The sequence below is a fragment of the Bradyrhizobium sp. 41S5 genome (assembly GCF_011516665.3).
Classification (GTDB): domain Bacteria; phylum Pseudomonadota; class Alphaproteobacteria; order Rhizobiales; family Xanthobacteraceae; genus Bradyrhizobium; species Bradyrhizobium quebecense.
This window is the reverse complement of the sequence record NZ_CP083721.1, coordinates 8092536-8109236: the sequence shown is the minus strand read 5'-3', so window position 1 is coordinate 8109236 and position 16701 is coordinate 8092536. Positions and strand designations below refer to the sequence as shown.

Here is a 16701-nt window from a genome sequence, read left to right as displayed (position 1 = left end):
ATGCGCTTCGGATAACGACTTTTTAACGGGTCGATTGCGGCGATGCCGCGATAACAGCTGTTCCACCGCAGAACTCGGCCGCTGCTTGCATTGGAACTTCGACGCTTTCCGTAACTTTACGGAATGGAGCCACGTTGGGATACGCGATGTTCCGACATTTTTTCGTTGCGCGTTTTGGTCTTGTACTTTTGCTTGTCTCCGCTGCGCCGGTGATGGCGGCGGGCCTCGATGCCGCCGCGATCAACGACGCCGCAGCGCCGACGGCAAAATTGCCGGGCCGTCACCAGGTCAGCGCCTCCGTTGCCAAGCTCGAGATTCTGCTTGATCGTGCGCATTTTTCTCCCGGCGAAATCGACGGCAAGCTCGGCGAGAATGCGCTGAAGGCGCTCACGGCGTTTGCCGGAGCGAATGGACTGTCGTTCGACAAGGCCGTGACGCCGGAACTCTGGAGCAAACTCGCCGCCGCCAGCGAAGGGGCCGCGATCGTCAACTATGCGATCGCTGATCCCGACGTGAAAGGCCCCTTCCTGAAGCAGGTCCCTGCGAAGATGGAAAGCATGAAGGACTTGCCCGCGCTGAACTACAATAGCCCGCGCGAAGCGCTCGCCGAGAAGTTCCACATGAGCGAGGCGTTGCTCCAGGCGCTCAATCCAGGACAGAGGTTCGACAGGGCCGGTGACTCCATTGCGGTTGCAAACGTTCTCGACGCCGGAGGTTCAGCGCCGGTTGCACGCGTCGAAGTCGACAAGACGCGGCAGACGCTCAGCACATTCGACGCCGCAGGGAAGCTCATCGCCTTCTATCCTGCAACGGTCGGCAGCACGGAGAAGCCGACGCCGAGCGGCACGTTGAAGGTGACGGCGATCAACAAGAACCCGATCTATCGCTATAATCCGAAATACAAGTTCAAGGGCGTCAAATCGAAGAAGCCATTCACGATCAAGCCCGGCCCGAACAATCCGGTCGGATCGATCTGGATCAACCTTTCGGCAGAAGGCTATGGCATCCACGGCACACCCGATCCCGGCAAGGTCTCCAAGGCCGCGTCCCATGGCTGTGTTCGGCTCACGAACTGGGATGCGCAGCGAGTCGCGGCCGGTGTCGCGAAGGGAACGCCGGTCACGTTCGTGGAGAACTCGCGATAATGCGATTGACGCAGGAGGGACCGAGTCGCGCCGTCATCGCAAATCGCTGCCGCCACGGCACCGAGATTGACAGGTATGCCAGGGATCGCGGATGGTCCGGTGACAGCCGCATCCCGACGGGGCACCGATGCATCTCAGACGTTTGGTCGTGTCGACGCTACGGGGGCTGTCGCTTGCCGCGCTGATCTGGTCAGGTTCAGCCCGCGCAGAAGGGGCCGCCGATCCGGCGTGGCCGACCCGGCAATGGCAGACCACGACGCCGGAAGAGCAGGGGATGGATTCCGCCGCGCTTGCGCGGCTCGTCAACTTTGGCGCGGCTCACAGTTTCGATAGCCTCCTGATTGCGCGTCATGGCCGGATCGTGCTCGACGCTTACTATGCGCCGTACACGCCGGAGATCCCGCATCTGATCAATTCCGCCACCAAGGCGGTGACCGGCACGCTGGTTGCGATGCTGCTCAGGGATAATTTGCTCGACAGCCTCGATCATCGCATGGTGGATTTCTTCGGCGACCGCACCATCGCCAATCTCGATGACCGCAAGCGGGCGATCACGATCCAGACCATGCTCGACATGACTTCGGGAATGGTCTGGACGGAGGGCGTCGAGGGCGGCAGGCCGGGACTCGCTGATCGAATGGGGGCGCAGCCCCGATGCGATCCAGTTCATCCTGGACCGTCCGATGGCGAAGGCGCCGGGCGAGACGTTCTACTACAACACCGGCAATCCGCAGCTATTGGCCGCGATCATCAACAAGCTCACCGGCGTGAGCGCGCGGGACTATGCGGTGACGAAACTGTTTCGCCCGCTCGGGATTGCCACGCCGTACTGGCACAGCATCGGGCCGGGGTTGACGCAGGGCGGCGGCGGTCTTCTGCTCGCGCCGCGCGACGCCGCCAAGATCGGGCTGCTCTATCTGCATGACGGCGAATGGGAGGGGGCAGCGGCTGCTGCCGTCCGGCTGGGTCGATCGCATCAGGCACGCGACGACAGAGATGCACGCCTCGTTCGATCCGTCCCTGCACTATGCCAATTTCTTCTGGGTGATGCCGAAGCAGCAGGCCTTCATGGCGGTCGGCGACCGTTGCCAGCTGATCATGATCTTTCCCGCGCTCGACATCGTCACGGCCGTGACCGCGCGCGACTATTGCTCATTCGGCAGGATGGCCGACGACATTTCCGGCGCTGTCAAGTCCGATACGGCGCTGCCGGTGAACTCCGCCGGCGGCAATCAGCTTGCCGCGGCGCTGCGCGATAGCGCGACGGCCATCTCGGGCAAGACCTGGCGCTTCCCGGCCAACGGTCTCAATCTGCGGGCGCTGACGCTGTATCTGACCGATCCGTCCGCGCACTACGAACTGGAAACGGCGACGCCGGATGCGGCGAGGCCGGTAATCAAATTGGCGGGACCGATCGGGCTGGACGGCACCTATCGTCTCGGCCAGCCAACGCCACTCGGCGTGATGGCGTTGAAAGGGACGTGGCAAGACGGTCAGACGTTTGCGATCGACCTGCGTCTGGTCGGCGGCGATACCGACCGCAGATGGCTGCTCACGTTCGACGGCGGCAAGGCCAGGCTCAGCGGCAAGGATCACTTCGGCCACGATGTGCAAGTCGATGCGGAAGCGCAGGCCGCGCAATGACCCGGCGAGACTGCACCCGATCAAGGGGCGCTTCGCGGTCGTCACGGACGCGGTGTGAGATGCGGTGGACGCCGATGTCACGACAACGCGAGGCGATGACACCGAGTGGCTGTTTGGGCCCATCACGACTGACGCATGCGAGCACGCGCGCCGGCCATTGTCAGATGGCCGCGCGGGTCAGCAATGCGGAGATTGTGCGCCCTTGAGTCGCGGCGCGGCAGCGCGCCTAGTGGTCGGTTTTCGGCGTCTTGGCTGCGAAGTCGAGGCCGAGCCGAAGCGCACGTTCCTGGCGCTCTTCCGTCAGGAGCTGCAGTTCCTGTTCCAGGGACCGCGCGACCTGGTCCTGCGTTTCCTGGGAATGGCGGCGGGAGCCACCTTGCGGTTTGGCCGATTGGGCAGTCACGGGAGAATCCCTGTCATCGCAGTGTCACAGGCCCTGATGCCACGGCTGGAGTCCGGCGGACAATCAAAAAGAATTCAGCCGGTCCCCTTTGGAATGTTTGTTGTGCATCTGACTCAAAATTAAGCAGGAAATTCTCTTGGTCCTGTCGCGAGCGCCGGGCCTTAGACCCGCGGTCTCATCAATTCGGATGAGACGGCCCCGGTTCCCACGAAATCATTTCCGGATTCGCACGAAGACGTCCCGAAACCGACAAGGTCTAACCTTAGTAGCGTTGTGAAGGACGGGTGCATGGTGAGACGTTCACGATTGAGGTTGCAAGATTCATCGGTGCTCCTGAGACGTTGGGGATGATCTCGGAAATGAAGAAGCCGAATGCTGGGCCATATGTCTGGGCGGCCGCGCTGATCGCAGTTGCGATCTGGGGCGTGACCGGGACCCCGCAGATGGCACATACCTCCGCCAGCACGCATCTGGCTCGGGCGAGATAGAGCGTTTTCCAGCGAAGTGGATTCCCCCTCGCGTCGATAAGGCGCGTCTCGGCAAATGCCTAGAGCTTCGGCCGCAGCGAGCGCTGCATATCCATCGTGTAGGTGTAGCGTCCTTCCGGGTGCGTCGTGATGGTGACCTCGAACAGTTCCTCGCGCAGGCCGTAGTAGCGGCGTACCACGGTGAGCGCCGGCGATCCGGTCTTGACCCCGAGCGCCTTGGCGATCGGCGCCGGCATGCCGCGCACGAAGATTTCCATCTGCGCGCGCTCGGTGACCTGGCCGTACATCCTGGCGATCTGCTCATGCACCGGGGTGCGGCCGTGGTCGGGCCGCGTCACGACATCGGCGAACCGGCGCAGCACGTAGATCTCGGTCCAGCCGAGCGGCGCAGCGAACTGGTCGGAGCGGCGCACGGCCTCGATCAGGAACCAGCTCTTGCCGGGCTCGCATTTCAGAAGCGCAGCCAGCTTGCGGTCGGCGACGATGTCGCTGCTGCTGACCACGTCGCGATAGGTCTCGTTGGAATAGCGCAGCCACTCGCCGAGCGACTTGACGCTGTGGGTGAACAGCACCGGCGGTTCGGAGGCGATCACCACCGAACCAAGGCCGGCGCGGCGTACGATCAGGCCCTGGTCGATCAGGATGCGCAGCGCTTCGCGCACCGTTTGGCGGCTTGCCTGATAGCTCGCCATCAACTCGCTTTCGGTCGGCAGCCGATTGCCGACCGCGTAGGTGCCGAGACGGATGTCCTTCTGCAGTCCGGTGGCGATGTCGCGGTAGCGGGACGATCTCGCCCTCTCCGGTTGTTCAGGCATGGCGGATCACTGGTATGCCGTATGGCAGGCAACCGGATATCCAGACTGCATCGACTGCAACGCGGCCTCGAACGCGGCGAGCGTCGCCAGCACATCCGCTTCGGGCACCGGGAACGGCTGTCTGCGTTCGACCGCGTCGGCAAAGGCCGAAAGTTCCGCGGTGAGCGTGTTGACCGCCGGATAGCGCGTCGTCGCAGGCGCCTCGCCGGATTTCCGTAGCACCATCGTCCCCTCGTCGAGCACCTCTGCGGATCCCTTCGTCCCGAACACATGCACGCGCCAATAGAACGGTGTTGCGCGGACTGTAGCAAGGGTTGCACTCACGCCATTCACAAATTCAATCGCTAAAGTTGCAGTATCGAGCGGCGGGGGTCCGGCCTCGCGTGCACTCAACCGGGCATAGACCTGGCGCGCAGGGCCGAGCAGGCTGACGAAGCCGTCGAGCACATGCAGTCCCGCGCCGGTCAGCCCGCCGCCCGGCGACTCCGCGGGCGACAGCCGCCAGCCCTGCGTAATGCCTTGCGAGTTCTCGTTGCTGTTGTGGCCCTCGACATGCAGGATCGTGCCGAGCTCGCCGCCGGCGACCATCGCGCGCAGCGCCTGCATCGACGGCCAGAACCGGCGGTTATGCCCGACCGCGAGCAGCACGCCGGCGTTGCGGCAGGCCGCGAACATCTCGGCCACATCGCTGCGCTTGAGCGCCAGCGGCTTCTCGCAAAACACCTGCTTACCGGCCGCGGCGGCCGCGATCACCTGGCTCCGGTGCAGCGAATGCGGTGTTGCCAGCAGCACGGCATCGATCTCGGGCTCGGCCAGCACAGCCTCGAGGCTCGCCGCCGGGGACAGACCGTGCGCTGCGCAAAAGCTCGCGGCGGCGCTCATGTCGGGTTCCACCGCGCGGACGATCCTCAGCCGCGGCTCGCCCTGCGCAGCCTCGACCAGCGCGCGGCCCCAGCGGCCGAGGCCCGCGATCGCACAATTGATCATGAGTGGTCCTTGTCCTGATCGCCTCCGGCACGAATCGCCTCGATGACAGCGGCGCTGTCGCTGTCCGGGCCTCGAAGCGCGATCGCCTTGCGCAGCAGCTCGGCCTGCACCGAGGTCAGCGGCAAGGGCAGGCCGTGCCGGCCGGCCTCCTGCAGGATCAGTTCGGCGTCCTTCAGGGTCTGCGCGATATGCGATTGCGGCGAGAAATCCCGCGCCAGCATCTTCGGTCCCTTGCTGTCCATCACGGCGGAATATGCCGCCGATTGGCGCGCGGTCGCAAGGAACGTCGTGCCGTCGAGGCCGAGGCTCTCGGCAAAGGCGATGCCTTCGGCGAGCGCGGCGCGGTTATTCTGCAGGATCAGGTTGATGGCGAGCTTGGTGCGGCTGGCATTGCCGATCGCGCCGACATGGATCCGCTGCGGGCAGAGGATGTCGAGCGTCGCCGCGGCGGCTGCGATGACGTCGCGATCGCCGGCGACCAGCGCGGTGGCCGTGCCCGCGCGGACCTCGGCGCTGGTGCCCGAGAGCGGCGCTTCGATGAAGGAGAGGCGCGAGCGCGCGGCGAACTCGGCGATCGCTTTGATCTCGCCGGGCGCGCAGGTGGTGGTGCAGATGACGAGCGGCGGCGGCTCGGCGTTCGCGAGATCCGGCAGTAAGCCCGTAACCTGGGCCGCGTCGTACACCGCAATGACGATGGTCCGGCAGCGGGCCGCCACGTCGGCGGCGAAGGCCGCGAACTCGGCGCCGCTTGCCCGCAACCCGTCCGTCTTCGCCGCATCGATGTCGAAGCCGATTACCCCGACGCCGGCGTCGATCAGCCGCGCGGAAAGCGCCGATCCCATCAGGCCCAGGCCAATCATGCCAACAGGTGTCTCGCGAGCCATGATGCGACGGAGCTCTGGTCTATTGCGGCTGGATGCCGGCCGCCCTCACCTCCGCCGACCAGCGCACGACCTCGCTCTTGACGAAGGCGCCGAACTCGACCGGCGCCAGCGGTGCGACCGTCACGCCGACATCGGCGAGCTTCTTCCTGGTCTCCGGCATTGCGAGGTATTTGGCGCACTCGGCGTAGATCTTGTTGACCACCGGTTCCGGCGTGCCGGCGGGTGCGAACAGCCCGTACCAGATGGTGGCCTCGAAGCCGGGCATCGCTTCGGAGAGCGCGGGCAGGCCGGGCGTCAGCTCGTTACGGGTCGCCGATGTCACGGCGATCCCGCGCAGGGTGCCGCCCTGCATCTGCGGGATCGCGACCGAGAAGTCGCCGAAGGTCAGGTCGATGACGCCGGCCATCACATCGGTCATCGCCTGCGGCACGCCACGGTATGAAGCTGCGATCAGCGACAGGCCGCCGCGCGACTGCAGCTGCGCGATCGAGATCTGCGATGCGCCAGAGCCGTAGCCGGCGGTGAGATTGGGGGTGGCCTTGGCGTAGGCGAGGAACTGCGGCAGGTCCTTGGCCGCAAGCTTCGGGTTGACCAGCAGCACCATCGCCGTGGTGGTGGTGCGGATCACCGGCGCAAAATCCTTCACCGGATCGTAGGGCAGGCTCTTGAGCGTCGCGACATTGCTGGCATGGGTGGTGTTGGTGCCCATCAACAGGGTGTAGCCGTCGGGCGCGCTGCGGGCGACTTCCTGGGCGCCGATGCTGCCGAGCGCGCCGGCGCGGTTCTCGATCAGCACGGTCTGGCCGAACGCATCCTGCAAATGCTGGCCGACCAGCCGCGCGACATTGTCGGGCCCGGCGCCGGCCGGAAACGGCACGATGATCCGGAGCGGCCGTTGCGGGAAATCGTCCGCTGCCCGAACCGGCAGGGCTGGAAGCGCAGCGAGCAGGACGACGAGCAGCCCCAGCCGTAACTTCATCCCGGTCCCCTCCGCTTCTGCTTTCGGCAAATTTATACGGACAAATAACTCGGGGAGGCAAGCATCAGGTCTGCCGGAATATTGAGGTGCGCCAAATTTATCCGTATAAATAGCTCACACAGGGAGCCAGACGATGGTGGACATCAGCGATCTCCATGCCCGCGGGCTGCGCCGGCGCCAGAAGATGTTCGGCGAGGTCGATGTCGCCAAGCGGATGGCGGCCGCGGGCGATTTTGGCACGCCGTTGCAAAACATCATCAATGCTTATGTCTATGGGGACGTCTGGGAGCGCAGCGGGCTGTCCGACCAGATCCGCAGCCTCGTGATGCTCGGCATCACCGCGGCGAGCAGTAAGCCGACCGAGTTCCGCGTTCATGCCAAGGGCGCGCTGGCCAATGGCTGCACCGCCGCGCAGGTGCAGGATGTGCTGCTGCTGGTCGCGATGTATTGCGGTATTCCGGCCGCGATCGAGACCAGCAAGATTGCAGCCGAGGTGTTCGGCGAGGCACCCGCGGAGGGGTAGGGTACGGCCCTGCGCCGTGATAGGGACGTTGCCGACTGCGACCGGCAACAGGATCTGCCCATGTCCGCCTTTCCGACCTCGACCACCGTGCTCGATTCCGTGCTGTTTCGCGATGCCTTCGGCACAAGCGCGATGCGCGAGGTGTTTTCCGACCTGCGGTTGCTGCAGCGCTATGCCGAGGTCGAAGTCGCGCTGGCAAAGGCCGAAGCGCGCTGCGGCGTGATCCCTGCTGAAGCGGCCGAGGAGATCGCAAAGCGCACCGACGTCGCCGCGTTCGATTTCGATCTGCTGCGGCAGGAAACCGACATCGTCGGCTACCCGATACTGCCGCTGGTGCATCAGATGGCAAAACAGTGCGGCGAGGCCGGCCGCTATGTCCATTGGGGCGCGACCACGCAGGACATCATGGATACCGCCGTGGTGCTGCAACTGCGCGACGGCCTGAAAATCGTTGAGGACGATATCAGCGCGCTGCGCGGCATCCTCGCCGATCTCTCGAAACGATACCGCGACACGCCGATGGCCGGTCGCACCCATCTGCAGCAGGCGCTGCCGGTGACCTTCGGCTATAAGACCGCGATCTGGCTTGCCGCGTTCGATCGCCACGCTGCGCGGCTGGCGGAGCTGAAGCCGCGCGCGCTGGTTGGTCAGTTCGCCGGCGCCGCCGGCACGCTGGCCTCGCTGGGCGACAAGGGCTTCGAGGTCCAGAAGGCGCTGTGCGAGGAACTCGGCCTCGGCGTACCCGCCTCGACCTGGCATGTCGCGCGCGACGGGCTGGCGGAAGCGGTGAATTTCCTCGCGCTGGTCACAGGAACGCTCGGCAAGATCGCGCTCGACATCATGATCATGGCGTCGACCGAGTTCGGCGAGGTCTACGAGCCGTTCGTGAAGGGACGCGGCGCCTCCTCGACCATGCCGCAGAAGCGCAACCCGATTTCGTCGGAGCTGATGCTCACCGCTTCCAAGGCAGTGCGTCAGCATGCTGGCCTGATGCTGGACGCGATGGTGCAGGATTTCGAACGCGCCACCGGCCCGTGGCACGCCGAATGGATGGCGATCCCGGAAAGTTTCGTGCTGACATCAGGCGCCCTGCACCAGGCCAGGTTCGCGCTTGGCGGCCTGATAGTCGACGAGAAGCGGATGGCCGACAATCTCGACATCAGCCGCGGGCTGATCGTTGCCGAAGCCGTGATGATGGGCCTTGCGCCCGCGATCGGCCGGCAGGAGGCCCATGATGTGGTCTACGACGCCTGCCGTGTCGCCAACGACAAGGGCCTGACGCTGGCCGAGGCGCTGGCCGCGGATGATCGCGTCGCGAGCCGGATCAATCGGGCGACGATCGACAGCCTCACCGCGCCGAAAAACTATCTCGGCCTCGCGCCCGAGATGGTCGATCGGGTGCTGGCTTCGGTGAAGCGGTAAAATTCGCCGCAATTGCTCGCCGTCGCGTGATCGGGCGCGGCGGGCGGGAACCTTGCGGATGCGGATCGAATTGGACTACGAATCGCCAAAGCCCTCAAACGACACGGCCGGACGCTTCATGACCGCACATCAACGCAACCTTTCCGCCTCGATCGATCCTGTAAAACTCGATCGGCTCGCCGAAGTCGCGATCAAGGTCGGCCTGCAGCTGCAGCCGGGGCAGGATCTGCTGCTAACGGCGCCGGCGGCGGCGATGCCGCTGGTGCGGCGGGTGGTGGAGCACGCCTACAAGGCCGGCGCGGGTCTCGTGACCCCGTTCTTCTCGGACGAGGAGCTCACGCTGGCGCGCTACCGCTACGCCAACGATGCGAGCTTCGATCGTGCCGCGGGCTGGCTCTACGAGGGCATGGCGAAGGCGTTCGGCGCCAACACCGCACGGCTTGCGATCGTCGGCGACAATCCGATGCTGCTGTCGGGCGAAGACCCGACCAAGGTGGCACGCGCCAGCAAGGCCAATTCGATCGCCTACCAGCCGGCGCTGGAGAAGATCGTCAATTTCGACACCAACTGGAACATCATCGCCTATCCCAGCACGTCCTGGGCGAGGCAGGTATTCCCCGACGATGCCGAGGATGTCGCGGTGGCCAAGCTTGCCGACGCGATCTTCTCCGCGTCCGGGGTCGATCAGGACGGCGCCGTCGCCAACTGGGAAAGGCACAATGCCAGGCTGCGCGAGCGCACCGAATGGCTGAACGGCCAGCGCTTCCACGCGCTGAAATATTCCGGTCCCGGAATGGACCTCACCATTGGCCTTGCCGACGGTCATGAATGGGAAGGCGGCGCGTCGACCGCCAAGAACGGCATTGTCTGCAATGCCAACATCCCGACCGAGGAAGTGTTCACGACGCCGCACTGCCGCCGTGTCAGCGGCCACGTCGTCAGCTCCAAGCCGCTGTCTTATCAGGGCACGCTGATCGACAACATCTCGGTGAAGTTCGAGGAAGGCCGCATCGTCGAGGCCAAGGCCTCGCGCGGCGAGGAAGTGCTGAACAAGGTGCTCGACACCGACGAGGGCGCGCGCCGCCTCGGCGAGGTCGCGCTGGTGCCGCATTCCTCGCCGATCTCGAAGAGCGGGCTATTGTTCTTCAACACGCTGTTCGACGAGAACGCCGCCTCGCACATCGCGCTCGGCCAGTGCTACTCGAAATGCTTCGTCAACGGCGACAAGCTGACGCCGCAGCAGATCGCCGAGCAGGGCGGCAACAAGAGCCTGATCCATATCGACTGGATGATCGGCTCCCCCCACACCGACATCGACGGCATCCATGCCGATGGCCGCAGTGTGCCGGTGTTCCGCAAGGGCGAGTGGGCGTAAGCGGCGACTGCCCACTCAGTCCCGTCATCTTGAGGTGCGAGCGGAGCGAGCCTCGAAGGATGCACGGCCCCGCCGGTGGCCGTCGACCCTTCGAGACGCGCTACGCGCTCCTCAGGGTGACGGGGATAAATCTGCTGTTAACGAAACCGCCGCTTGCGTGCCGCGATCAGCTCGCCTCGCGGCGCGCTGAAGCGGCAGGTCTCGTGCTGCGGCTTGAATCCGAGCCGGCGATAGATTTTCAGCGCGGGCGCGTTGCGGCTCGAGACGTTGAGCCAGCAGGGATGCTCGACCGATACGTCGTGTGCGGCCAGCACGCGATAGACCAGCAGCTGACCGAGCCCGCGTCCTTGCCGTGCCGGGTCGACGGCGACCGACTCGATCCACATCGAGTTCCGCTCCGGCTCGGTCAGGCAGAAGCCCGACATCTGGCCATCTTCCGACGCGATCCAGACTTCGCTCTCGGACAGGACCTGCGCCATCTCCTCCGGCGAATACCGGCGGAACGCCGAGTCCGAGGCATAGGCGGCGTTGTGGATGCGCGCGACCTCGCCGGCACAGGCGGTGACGTCGCTGACCTGCTCGATGGTGGCGCGGGCCGCCGCGAGCGTGCGTGCCGGCTGCAACGGCTCGACGCATTTCATCCCGATCCCTGACTCAAGATGAACAAAGCCGAAGGCGGCCACGAAGGCCATTCCCGCCGGCCAATCGCTGCTCACCAGCGTCTGGACGGTGAGATCGGGATCGGTGTCGATCGCAAGCACGTTGTCGAACAGCGCGAGGCCAATCCGGCGGCGGCGCATCTCGGGCGCGACGACGATCTTGAGGAACCGGGAATGATGCGCGCCCTGATCGCGCAACGATGATTCAGCGAGGCCAAGGAGTCGGCCGTTTCGCTCGGCAACGCGGAAGTCGCGGCCGCCACGGTTCTGCGGCAGTTTCAGGAACTGGTCCCACTGCGGCAGCGTGATAGGGCCCAGCCGCGGTTCCACCGCAGCCGCCTTTGCGTAGAGTTCGACCACCGCTTCTGCATCAGCCTCACGAAGCGGCTGGATGGTGATGCTGTCATCCATGAGTCGCAAGTTTACCCGATATCGAGCCGATAGACATCCTTTGCCGTCTGCAAGAACAACGCCGTCTTCTCGGCTTCGCTATATTGTGATGCAAGCCGTTTAAAGGTGTTGAAGATCACCTGATAGCTGCACTGTCCCTTATCAGGTGGGAAGTTGCTTTCGAACATGCAACGGCTCGGGCCGAAGGCCTCGATGCAGGTCTCCACATAGGGCCGCCAGGCGGCGGCGAGTTCCTCCGACGAGGGCGGCCTGGGGCGCAGGTGGAAGTCGTAGCCGAGCAGGCACATCGCCAGCCCGCCGAGCTTGACCACGACGTTCGGGCATTTGGCGATCTCCTGGATCGAGGCCTTCCAGACCGGAAAGGTCTCCTCGCGCTTGCCGGCGAAGCGGCCGGTGCCGACCGGGCCGCCGCAATGGTCGAGCACGATCCGGGTGTCGGGAAAGGCGCGGGCGAGGTCGGCCAGTTCGCCGATCTGCGGGTGGAACAGCCAGGCATCGAAGCTGAGGCCGAGCGGCGCCAGGCAGGCGAACCCCCTACGAAAGGTGGAATCCAGCAAGATGCCCTTCGGACGGTTGGCATACATGTGGGCGACATTGGGGTCCTCGTCCCAGGCCGACGAGTGGCGGATGCCGCGGAACCGGCCGTTGCCGGCGGCAATCTCCGCCTCGAGCACCGCCTTGGCCTGGTCGCCGATCAGAAGGTTAACGTGGCTGACGATGCCGGCGCAGATCGCGGCCTTGCCATAGCCGCCGCTCGCCGCCATCGCCGCGACGCCGTTGGCGAACTCGACCTCGCCGACCGGGCGGAACGCCTCCGGCCCGTCGGCGCGATACATCGACCGGCAATCGACATAGACGGTCGCCACGATGTTGTGGCCGGAGGCGATGTCGTCGCGCATCTCCTCGATCAGATAGCGCAAGCCACCGCGGTCCCAGAGATGATGGTGCGGATCGACGATCGGCCTGTCAGGATCGATGATCTCCTCGGTGTATTGGGCTAGCCAGTCTTCGCGCGGATTGGCATAGAGCCCGCTCGCAGAGGCGGGCAGAGTGCTGGCCATGGATGATGCTCCCTGTTCTTGCTCTTGTCGGCCGCCGATCCGGTGTCGGCTGTGCGAAGGATAACGAGCCGCGCGCGAGCAGGTCAAATGCGCAGGCGTGGTGCCTCGCGCCCTGTCACCAGCCACGCCGCGCCGGCGCCGGCGAACTGGACGAGGCTTCCGGCGACGATCGAAAGCAGCAGGCCGTGGCTGCCGCCGCTTAGCATGCACCGAGCATCGCCGCCCCGAGCCTGTGCGATGCGCGCATGGTAAAGGGTTTACGCCGAAGCATATCGTCCATCGCGGATCCTGCTATTCGATGTCGGGCCGCGCGTTCAGGCCCTGGTGGCGGACCGCTTGGCGCGGGCGCGCTGCTGTGGCGAGACCTTGGGCCGCGTGCCTGCCGCGACCCACTCGTCGTAGAATTCGATCTTGGCGTCGACCAGCGCGAGCGCTTCGGTCCATTTGGCGATCATGGCCCGGACGCGGAGCTGGTGCTCGGCGAGCAGCGCGCGGCGATTGCGCAAGGTCGCGCTGCCCTGCTTCACGAGCGTGGTATAGTCGCGAAGCTGCTTGATCGACATCCCGGTCAAGCGCAGCCGCTCCATCAGATCGAGCCAGCCGATGTGATAGTCGTTGTAGACGCGCCGACGGCCGCGGTCTCTGACGACGCCGGGCATCAGGCCCTGCGCTTCATACCAGCGGATGGTATGCACGCTTCGGCCGGAGCGCCGCGCGATGTCGCCGATGTAGAGTGCGTTCGGCGGCGCCTGCGAATCGGGTGTCCGGGCGTCCATCACAGATAGACCGCTTTCATCGCGCCGGCCGGATAGCGCTCACCTGCCGCGGCACCGGCCGGGATGGCTGCCGAAATCCGTGCCAACTCGTCCGGCGAAAGCACCACGTCGAGGGCGTCGATGTTCTCGTCCAGCCGGCTGCGCTGCTTGGTACCGGGAATCGGCACGATGTCCTGTCCCTGAGCCAGCAGCCAGGCGAGCACGAGCTGAGCCGGCGTGCAGTTCTTCTCGCGTGCGATCGTCACGATGCCGCTGACGAGATCGCGGTTGCGGGCAAAATTATCGCCGGCGAAGCGCGGATGGTCGCCGCGGCGATCACCCGCGATGTCGGCCGGCGACTGGATCTGGCCGGTCAGGAAGCCGCGGCCGAGTGGCGAATAGGCGACGAAGGCGATGCCGAGCGCCCGCGTCGTTTGCAGGGTTTCCTCGGCCTCGCTGCGGTACAGCAGGGAATATTCAGTCTGCACCGCGGCCAGTCTGTGCACCTTGTGCGCGCGGCGAATGGTTTTGGGGCGCGCCTCGCACAGGCCGAGATGGCGAACCTTGCCTTGCTCGACCAGACGCGCCATCGCGCCGACCGTATCCTCGATCGGGACGTTCGGATCGATGCGGTGCTGGTAGTAGAGATCGATGGTTTCGATGTTGAGCCGCTTCAGGCTCGCCTCGCAGGCTTCTTGGACATAAGCGGGCCGTCCGTCCACGCCCTGTCCGGTCGCGGTCTTCACCTGCCCGAATTTGGTCGCGATCACGACCCTGTCGCGCAGGCCCTTCAGCGCGCGGCCGAGCAATTCCTCGTTGTGACCCCAGCCATAGAGATCGGCGCTGTCGAGGAAGTCGATGCCCCGGTCGATGGCGTAGCGGATGAAGTCGGGCGTCGCCGTATCGTCATTCGCGCCGTAAACGCCGGACAATGACATGCAGCCGAGCCCGATGGCGGAAACCTGCGGGCCGTCATTGCCGAGCCTGCGGTGCGGGAGCTTGCTTGAAGGTGTCATGCGGTTGGTCCTCGTGGCCGGGGTGTTGCCGGACAATCCCGACTGAACAAGCTAGAGCATACTCTAGGTCAAGCGCGAAAGTGCCGGCGCACGAAATCGTGTCAGGGGCAGTCGCGCCTTATACGCCATCCAGGATGATCACCGTCGGGGTCGCCGGCAGCGTGTCGCGTGAGATCCGCAAGGTGCGCTCACTGCCGCGGCGGTCGATCTCGAATTGCTGGCCGATCAGGCGCATGAACTCGTCGAGCGGGGTGGCGAAGCGATGCATCGGCAGTACGACGGCGGCGCGCAGCCGCCTGGTGATCTCGGAGATGCCGTCGAGCGACATCGTGTAGGTGCCGTCGATCGGAACCATCACGATGTCGAGCCGACCGATCGCCGCGAAATGGCTGTCGTCGAGCTTGACGTGGAGGTGGCCGAGATGGCCGATGCAGAGGCCAGCTACCTCGAAGATGAAGATCGAGTTGCCGTCCTTGATCATCTCGCCGCTGGAGTCCTCGCCCCAATAGCGGCGAATGTCGGTGGTGACGTTGCGGATATAGACGTCGCCGATCCGCATCCCGTAATGCGCGGCCTGGCCGTTCTCGCCCCAGCCATGCAGCACGTATGGAATTTTCGGGTCGGGAAACAGCGTGTAGTGCGTCTCATGCGCCCGGTTCATGGTCGCGACGTCGGGCAGCCGCCCGGTCCGATAGACGCCGTTGTAGTCGGTCGCGATCCTGATGCCGCCGGGCGTGTCGATGTAATAGGTGGAATGGCCGGCATAGGTGATCGCGACCTCGTCGGCTTTGGCCGCGACGCGCCGGTAGTTTACCGGGACGGCGCGGGGCGGCGCATTGGCCATCGCCAGGCATTCGCTGCGCGGGGCATCCTGCGCCAGGGCGTGGCTGGTGAACGTTCCCAGCAAGACCAGCGCGGCGAGCAATCTCAGCATGACCTGTTCCGCTTTCGGCAATATCCGCCGGAGCGAGAGTATCGCGCAATTGGCGTGCCGTCATGATGAGGCGGGCGCATCGCTCCATGGCGTTGGTTGCAATACGATCCGGGCGATTCTTGCGTTGGCAGGCGCTATCATGCCGCGCAGATCACAGCGATCAGGGAGTTCTGCGTGACTGACAATAACTCCGCGCAGCGCGCATCATCCACCAAACGGCTCGAGCCATTGCGCCATGTCGACGCAGGCGTGCTCGACATCGCCTATTATGAGGCTGGCCCGGCCGACGGTCCCGCCGTGATGCTGATGCACGGCTTTCCCTACGACATCCATTCCTATGTGGACGTCGCCCCGATGTTGGCGGCGCAGGGTTGCCGGGTCATCGTGCCCTATCTGCGTGGCTACGGCCCGACGGCCTTCCGCGACAAGGCGACGCCGCGCTCGGGCGAGCAGGCGGCGGTCGGGGCCGACCTGATCGCGCTGATGGATGCGCTCGGCATCAAGCGCGCGGTGGTCGCCGGCTACGACTGGGGCGGCCGCGCCGCATCGATCGGTGCGGCGCTGTGGCCGGAACGATGCATCGGGCTCGTCTGCACCAATGGCTACATGATCCAGGACATCGCACATGCGATGGTGCCGGCGCGGCCGGATCACGAAGTGGCGCTATGGTATCAATATTACTTCCAGCTCGAGCGCGGACGCGCCGGGCTTGTCGCCAACCGGGGCGGCATTGCCAGGATATTGTGGGCGCAATGGTCGCCGAGCTGGGCGTTCGACGACGCCTGTTTCGAGCGCACTGCCATCGCATTCGACAATCCGGACTATGTCGATGTGGTGATCCACAGCTACCGGCATCGCTTTGGCCTTGCCGCTGGGGACCCGCAATATGCGGAGGTGCAGCGGCGGCTTGCCGCGTTGCCGGTGATTACAGTCCCCACGATCTCGCTCGATGGCGCCGATGACGGCGTGACGCCTGCGCGCGACGGCAGCGCCAGCGCGGCAAGATACACCGCCCGCCGGGCGCATCGCGTGATCCCGGGCGCCGGCCACAATCTGCCGCAGGAAGCGCCGGAGGCGTTCGCCGCGGCGGTGATGGAGCTGGTGAAGGGCTAAAGCGCGATGAGATCAGGTTGAATCGTCATCGCGCTTTAGCTCCTTGTTTGAGCATGATCTTTTCGGAAAACCGCTTCGCACTTTTCC

The 16701-nt window shown here is 65.1% G+C and carries 16 protein-coding genes and 2 pseudogenes; 8 read left to right on the top strand and 10 right to left on the bottom strand.

What is annotated here, in order from left to right; genetic code table 11:
- Positions 1-146: 146 nt before the first annotated feature.
- From HAP47_RS38845 to HAP47_RS38835, 4 genes and pseudogenes are all read left to right on the top strand, one after another.
- Entirely contained in the window at positions 147-1145 is a 999-nt protein-coding gene (locus tag HAP47_RS38845; protein WP_173640250.1) for a L,D-transpeptidase family protein, read from the top strand.
- A gap of 127 nt (positions 1146-1272) precedes the next feature.
- Positions 1273-1689 (top strand): annotated as a pseudogene (locus HAP47_RS41915) (serine hydrolase); the annotation flags it as partial.
- Positions 1690-1828: 139 nt separating this feature from the next.
- Positions 1829-1936 (top strand): annotated as a pseudogene (locus HAP47_RS41910) (hypothetical protein); the annotation flags it as partial.
- Positions 1937-2066: 130 nt separating this feature from the next.
- Complete coding sequence (locus HAP47_RS38835) at positions 2067-2789, top strand: hypothetical protein (protein ID WP_173637099.1); 723 nt, start codon at positions 2067-2069, stop codon at positions 2787-2789.
- Between the two features lie 226 nt (positions 2790-3015).
- On the opposite strand, the gene HAP47_RS38830 is transcribed toward HAP47_RS38835, so the two are convergent.
- From HAP47_RS38830 to HAP47_RS38810, 5 genes are all read right to left on the bottom strand, one after another.
- Positions 3016-3192 carry a hypothetical protein gene (locus tag HAP47_RS38830; RefSeq protein WP_173640252.1) on the bottom strand — a complete coding sequence of 59 codons (177 nt, stop codon included), beginning with the start codon at positions 3190-3192 and terminating at the stop codon, positions 3016-3018.
- A gap of 547 nt (positions 3193-3739) precedes the next feature.
- Positions 3740-4495, bottom strand: a complete 756-nt coding sequence (locus tag HAP47_RS38825) for a GntR family transcriptional regulator (RefSeq protein WP_173640253.1) — start codon at positions 4493-4495, stop codon at positions 3740-3742.
- A 6-nt stretch (positions 4496-4501) separates the two neighbouring features.
- Positions 4502-5482, bottom strand: coding sequence for a Gfo/Idh/MocA family protein (locus tag HAP47_RS38820; RefSeq protein WP_173640254.1), 981 nt, complete (start codon positions 5480-5482; stop codon positions 4502-4504).
- Positions 5479-6342 (bottom strand): NAD(P)-dependent oxidoreductase, encoded by an 864-nt coding sequence (locus tag HAP47_RS38815; protein ID WP_173640255.1) that lies wholly within the window; start codon positions 6340-6342, stop codon positions 5479-5481. The genes HAP47_RS38820 and HAP47_RS38815 overlap by 4 nt, the downstream gene beginning before the upstream one ends.
- Before the next feature lie 43 nt (positions 6343-6385).
- Positions 6386-7345 (bottom strand): Bug family tripartite tricarboxylate transporter substrate binding protein, encoded by a 960-nt coding sequence (locus HAP47_RS38810; RefSeq protein WP_173640256.1) that lies wholly within the window; start codon positions 7343-7345, stop codon positions 6386-6388.
- 133 nt (positions 7346-7478) lie between these two features.
- On the opposite strand from HAP47_RS38810, the gene HAP47_RS38805 reads away from it, so the two are divergent.
- The 3 genes from HAP47_RS38805 to HAP47_RS38795 all read left to right on the top strand — a co-directional run bounded on the left by HAP47_RS38805 (position 7479) and on the right by HAP47_RS38795 (position 10665).
- Positions 7479-7868, top strand: a complete 390-nt coding sequence (locus tag HAP47_RS38805; RefSeq protein ID WP_092119719.1) for a carboxymuconolactone decarboxylase family protein — start codon at positions 7479-7481, stop codon at positions 7866-7868.
- 60 nt (positions 7869-7928) lie between these two features.
- Positions 7929-9290 carry a 3-carboxy-cis,cis-muconate cycloisomerase gene (gene pcaB / locus HAP47_RS38800; protein ID WP_173640257.1) on the top strand — a complete coding sequence of 454 codons (1362 nt, stop codon included), beginning with the start codon at positions 7929-7931 and terminating at the stop codon, positions 9288-9290.
- A gap of 118 nt (positions 9291-9408) precedes the next feature.
- Complete coding sequence (locus HAP47_RS38795; protein WP_173640258.1) at positions 9409-10665, top strand: aminopeptidase; 1257 nt, start codon at positions 9409-9411, stop codon at positions 10663-10665.
- Between the two features lie 137 nt (positions 10666-10802).
- On the opposite strand, the gene HAP47_RS38790 is transcribed toward HAP47_RS38795, so the two are convergent.
- From HAP47_RS38790 to HAP47_RS38770, 5 genes are all read right to left on the bottom strand, one after another.
- Positions 10803-11735 (bottom strand): GNAT family N-acetyltransferase, encoded by a 933-nt coding sequence (locus tag HAP47_RS38790; protein WP_173640259.1) that lies wholly within the window; start codon positions 11733-11735, stop codon positions 10803-10805.
- 11 nt (positions 11736-11746) lie between these two features.
- Positions 11747-12796, bottom strand: a complete 1050-nt coding sequence (locus HAP47_RS38785; RefSeq protein ID WP_173640260.1) for an amidohydrolase family protein — start codon at positions 12794-12796, stop codon at positions 11747-11749.
- Between the two features lie 314 nt (positions 12797-13110).
- Positions 13111-13572: a MerR family transcriptional regulator gene (locus tag HAP47_RS38780; RefSeq protein ID WP_173640261.1), complete on the bottom strand. Its 462-nt coding sequence runs from the start codon at positions 13570-13572 to the stop codon at positions 13111-13113.
- Positions 13572-14567 carry an aldo/keto reductase gene (locus HAP47_RS38775; protein WP_173640262.1) on the bottom strand — a complete coding sequence of 332 codons (996 nt, stop codon included), beginning with the start codon at positions 14565-14567 and terminating at the stop codon, positions 13572-13574. The genes HAP47_RS38780 and HAP47_RS38775 overlap by 1 nt, the downstream gene beginning before the upstream one ends.
- 118 nt (positions 14568-14685) lie before the next feature.
- Positions 14686-15501: an MBL fold metallo-hydrolase gene (locus HAP47_RS38770; RefSeq protein ID WP_173640263.1), complete on the bottom strand. Its 816-nt coding sequence runs from the start codon at positions 15499-15501 to the stop codon at positions 14686-14688.
- Between the two features lie 174 nt (positions 15502-15675).
- Between HAP47_RS38770 and HAP47_RS38765 the strand changes: the two genes are divergently transcribed.
- Positions 15676-16614 (top strand): alpha/beta fold hydrolase, encoded by a 939-nt coding sequence (locus tag HAP47_RS38765; RefSeq protein WP_231168670.1) that lies wholly within the window; start codon positions 15676-15678, stop codon positions 16612-16614.
- Positions 16615-16701: the final 87 nt, after the last annotated feature.